Source organism: Photorhabdus australis DSM 17609 (assembly GCF_000711895.1).
GTDB classification, from domain to species: Bacteria; Pseudomonadota; Gammaproteobacteria; order Enterobacterales; family Enterobacteriaceae; genus Photorhabdus; species Photorhabdus australis.
In genome coordinates this window covers 2,112-6,767 of record NZ_JONO01000094.1, presented here as the reverse complement: position 1 = coordinate 6,767, position 4,656 = coordinate 2,112, and the positions used below count along the sequence as shown (strand labels likewise).

At 41.7% G+C, this 4,656-nt stretch carries 4 protein-coding genes and 1 pseudogene; all 5 read left to right on the top strand.

Annotated elements, in window-relative coordinates:
* Nucleotides 1-13 precede the first annotated feature (13 nt).
* Entirely contained in the window at nt 14-1,252 is a 1,239-nt protein-coding gene (locus BO26_RS17875; RefSeq protein WP_051691045.1) for a hypothetical protein, read from the top strand.
* Nucleotides 1,249-2,505: a hypothetical protein gene (locus BO26_RS23735; protein WP_072023303.1), complete on the top strand. Its 1,257-nt coding sequence runs from the start codon at nt 1,249-1,251 to the stop codon at nt 2,503-2,505. Before BO26_RS17875 ends, BO26_RS23735 begins: the two co-directional genes overlap by 4 nt.
* Before the next feature lie 228 nt (nt 2,506-2,733).
* A complete protein-coding gene (locus BO26_RS17865; protein ID WP_420864714.1) occupies nt 2,734-3,000 on the top strand; it encodes a PAAR domain-containing protein in 267 nt (88 codons plus the stop codon).
* Between the two features lie 5 nt (nt 3,001-3,005).
* Nucleotides 3,006-4,238: a hypothetical protein gene (locus BO26_RS17860; protein ID WP_036773850.1), complete on the top strand. Its 1,233-nt coding sequence runs from the start codon at nt 3,006-3,008 to the stop codon at nt 4,236-4,238.
* Nucleotides 4,235-4,656 (top strand): annotated as a pseudogene (locus BO26_RS24990) (hypothetical protein); the annotation flags it as partial. The gene BO26_RS17860 and the pseudogene BO26_RS24990, both read left to right, overlap by 4 nt.

The window sequence follows — 4,656 nt, the reverse complement described above, 5'->3', positions numbered from 1 at the left end:
CGGAGCAGGCTGGGTGAATCTGGCGGTGAGCGAGGTGAAGAAATTCAGTGATGCGGATTTTCCTCACTGGATGGGGTGGCAGTTGATAGATGATGACAGCGACAGCAATAGTCAGTGCCATTCCCCGACGTTACTGGCCGAACTTAACGCAGAAACCGAGCCACGAGCAGACCTGAGTTACACGATTTGTCATTTTGCGTTTGAGTGGGATGCTGAGACCGTGGACACCCGTTTTAACTGGCTGAAATTGCCTAATGATGTGCTGGATGAGCCGATGTCGGAGGAGGACTGGGATAAGTTTATCGCTCATGTTAAGGCGCTATGTATTGATATGGCAGGATTACCATCCGGCAAGGTGTGGCATTTTGATCCGAGGAGATTTATTACCCATTTCAGGAAGTGCGGGTGGTTAGAACAGTCGAAAATAACGGACATCATGTCATATGATATAAGAAAAAATAATGAAAGTGAGCTAAATGCTATTAAGACAGCTTCGGAGAAGTATTATCAGGCTATCAATAAAATTATGCTCAAATATATTATAAATACACCTATTAGACAGGCTCATTTTTTAGGTCAGGGAGCAGTGGAATCTGCCAGATTAAGGGTAATGCAAGAATACAGTCAGGAACAAGTAATTGAACATGGTAAGCAAATTGGTAAAGGAATAGTTGGGGATTCGGAAAAAAATGAATCAGAATTAGGGCATTGGTATGGAGCCATTGGATCAGAGGTAGACAATTATTTTTCTGGCTCCAAATATAATCGTCATGGTGGTTTAATCGCTGGATCATATAGTTGGAGTAATGGAAACTGCGGTGATACCGATGCACAAAAGTTTCGTGGCAGAGGATTTAAAATGCTGACAGGTAGAGCTAATTATGCGGCCTATTGGGTTTATCGAGGTTGGATTATTAAAAAAGATTTTGATAACTACTGGTGGGATGATGAGGAATATAAGAAGAAAAATATTAATAAAATGAAAAAGCGACCGGCTGTGGTAGATGATCCTCAAAAGGTGACTGAAAATGAGTACAACTGTATTGATACTGGGGGATATTTTATCAGAGGGATAAAGCCTAACATTGTCAAAGAAATAGATAAGGATAAATGGCATGGAAATGCTAGCGAGAAAGAACAAAAAGATGAATTCATGGTTATAAAATCTGTCACCAAGCTAATTAATGGTGGTGATAAAGGATTGAAAGATAGAAATAAAATGACTAGGAAAGCTAAAGAGGTTTTATCATGATTAAGATAAAAAAAATATTGTTAATATTGTCATCATTGGTTTCATTATATGCTTTTGCTAATGATGATTATGTGGTGAATGTTGATAATCTAAAAGTTTTTCTTAATAAGAAGAATTTTTCTACTGTTATTGTCGAGAATAGCATATCTGGTGAATTTAATACGTGCAATATTGTAAACTGGAAAAATGATGATACAGATAATGGTAATGGAATGATAAGGAACACCACAGATAAAAAAGCAATCATTTTTTATTCATCTAATCGATATTTGCTAGTTGATGAATTAAAAGAATGTAAAAATGGTCAAATTAAGCTTTACAAAAGTCCAGATCCTGAGAATAACATGTTGCAGGATATAAATTTCAATAAACGACTATATCTTTCGCTTGGCATAGAAGACAGAGATAGTTGGTCAGCAACAATTTCTTATTTTGGTAGCAATGATAATTTTATTAAGGCACCAGGTTTTTATGATAAAAATCGTAGTGAGAGTATAGGTGAAGGATTTTCTATTGGTGGGAATGGGAATGGGAAAATTTCACCAAATGGACAATATGTTGCACCGAATGGTTTAGGATGTGAGGATGGGGAATATGGAGAAGTAATGCCTGGAGTATGGGATATAAGAAAGAAAAAATGGATCACGTTTCCACGAAGATGGAATGATTTTGGAGAGGTAATAAACTCAGATGAAATTTATGAAAAATGTAGGAAGCTCTTTTATGGTGAAGCCACTCTTGAGGAATTGGGAGGAAAATTGAATGATCCAGTTTATATTCAGAGCAAAGGACTCAAAGAAAAAAATGTTGTTGTAGAGAATATAAATAATTCAAAAATCATCATTCCATTGAAAAAAGGCATTTATAATGCTTATGCCAATACACAAATAAACTCCATCGATGGTCATGGTTATCTTGCTATATTCCAGAAGTTACCCTCTAAGCCAAGGGGATCTAAAGGTAGATGTAGCGGAAATGCAGAAACATGGTTATATATTTATGAATTATTAAATAAGAAAGTTAAAGAGATAAATAAAATATTGGTTGGTAGTTGTAATAAAGGATTCTCAATGAAAAGTTTAAGCAATAATATGAATGATTATTCTTCATTTTCATGGAATAAAAGCGGGTTTGTTATCAATTGGCATTCTAAAAAAGATAAACAAGGAAAGGAGGTTAATCATACTAATTATGTTATTAAAAAAGGTGTTTTGATGAAAGAAGATGTTATTGAAGCGAATGGAGAGAAATGATTATGAACCATATAAGGCTGAATATGTTATTTGCATTGATATTAACTGTACTTTCATTTTTTGCTTATGCAGGAAGAAGGGTGACAGATTTATTTATGATAATGGAGGTTAATGGGTGAGCATCAGGTCTTAATTGTTAAGATGAAGTGCTCTCATCTCTTTAAAAGCTAAATCTTCTCCTTAATGGAGACGGTGATTTTTTTAAATGTAATATGAAAGAGGAAATACATGATGAACGGCATTATCCGTATTGGAAATGAAACTACCCTCGGTAGTCAGATCATTTCAGGCTCTTTAGCAATGAAATTTGGTGGGATTGGAGTTGCTGGTCAAGGTACTCCAGTGACCCATTCGATTAAAAAGCATGGTGATACCGTGATTATTGAGGGCAATCCTGAATTTTGTGATGCAGGGATACTTGTTGCCTTCCACAGGCATGATTGTACGTGCAGCGGTATGTTGCTTTCTTCTATGCTGGCTGTTACTGCGGGTTAATTATTATGCCGGTTAAATTGAATCTTCTCCCCGGTCCGGCCCCCCGGCCTGAACCTTTACGGCTTTGGTTCTGGTGTGTCTTACTTCCGGGTGTTCTTTTTATTGTGGGTGTTATCAGCACGGGGCTATGGAGTGGCATAGACATGTACCATCAGCCAGTGATGTTTGGGTTATATGCGTTAGGCATTCCTGTGCTGTGCTGGGGGGTTATTGTGGGATGTCGGTGGTTACTGTATGCCGGTCAGCATCTTGGGGCGGATGGCTGGGACGAACGTCGTCAACAGGTTATTTTGCAGGAAACCAGGCGGGGTCGGCGTTCGCTACAAATTCTGGGTGTGGCATTGTATACCGCCTTTGTCGATGAAAATGCACCGGACACTCAAATTGAGTCACTGACTAACAATGAGAAAGCGCTGAAAGCTCAGGCGTCATGGCAAAGTGAAGCGGCGGTCCGCCACAGTCGTTTGCCTACGTTGGATGATGACTCTCCTGATGAATTAGTCCGGCGGACGTTGTCATCTATTATTGTGAGCTTTGCTCAGGCGCTGGCCCCGTTCCCGGATAATACGCCCCTTGCCATGGTTTTTGAGGCTAATACCGCGTTGTCGGCGAGTTTATTACGTGAAATATGGCAGCAGGTCTGGGCTGAGTCCGGTATTCGTCAGCCGGTCAGTTTTGTTGAAGGGGCGGGGTTATCTGTGGTGGATGATTGGCTGGATAACCGTATTCGTGAGCGGTCGTTGTTAATGGTCGTCGCTCTACAGGTTAGTCCGCAACAGCCAGAGAAGACCGCTGAATCTGCTGTCGGGCTGATATTGGGAAATCGACTGACGCAAAAGACGTTAACGCCTCTGGCTTTTCTTCATCGTCCTGAATGTGTTGCTCATATGACGCTTGAGCAAAGTGTGCTCCAGGCTCTGGATTGGGTGCCGGTGACGCCAGAATCATTACAGCATGTTTGGTTGTCAGGGTTATCTCAGGCAGACAGGGAGGCGTTTATCGCCCTGAGCAGCACGGTGCCTTTAAATATGATCGGTGAACACAGTATTTATGACCTGGATTCATCATTGGGTTCAGCGGGTTGTGTCGCACCTTGGCTTGTGGTCGCCGCAGCGGCCCGCGCTGTACAACACATTGCCGCTTGTCAGCTTACCCTCAGTGGTTCATCCGTCCCTGATGAAGGGAGCTGGTGTGCCGTCATCTCGCCTTATGAAATTTCCCCAGAGGTTACACAATGAAACGTATTCGAACACAATCCTTTTTCTGGCCGCTGATTGCCTTTGTTTTGGTCATGGCTGTCACGTTAAGTTACCTGGTCTGGAAGATGCCCGAGGTGTTGGGTATTAAGGGCGATAGCAGCACTCAGCAGACAGGATTCATCGTTATCGCCATCGGTGGGGTGGTTTTTCTCCTGTTGATGGGGATTTATTATATTGCCAGCCGTCAAGCGGGAGAACTGAGTTTTGAACAGCTGCGTCAGCGTATTGCCGGTGATGATAAAAAAGTCGAGCCTGTAGATGTCCCGTTGTCTGAATCCGTTGCCGCATTGGCAGACTTGGCCGCCCGCCTGCACCGCCGTTATGGTCGGTTGTGGTGGTTCCGGGTACGTATCTTACTGGTGGTGGGGGAAGTGGAGCAGGTGGAGGCGATTGCGCC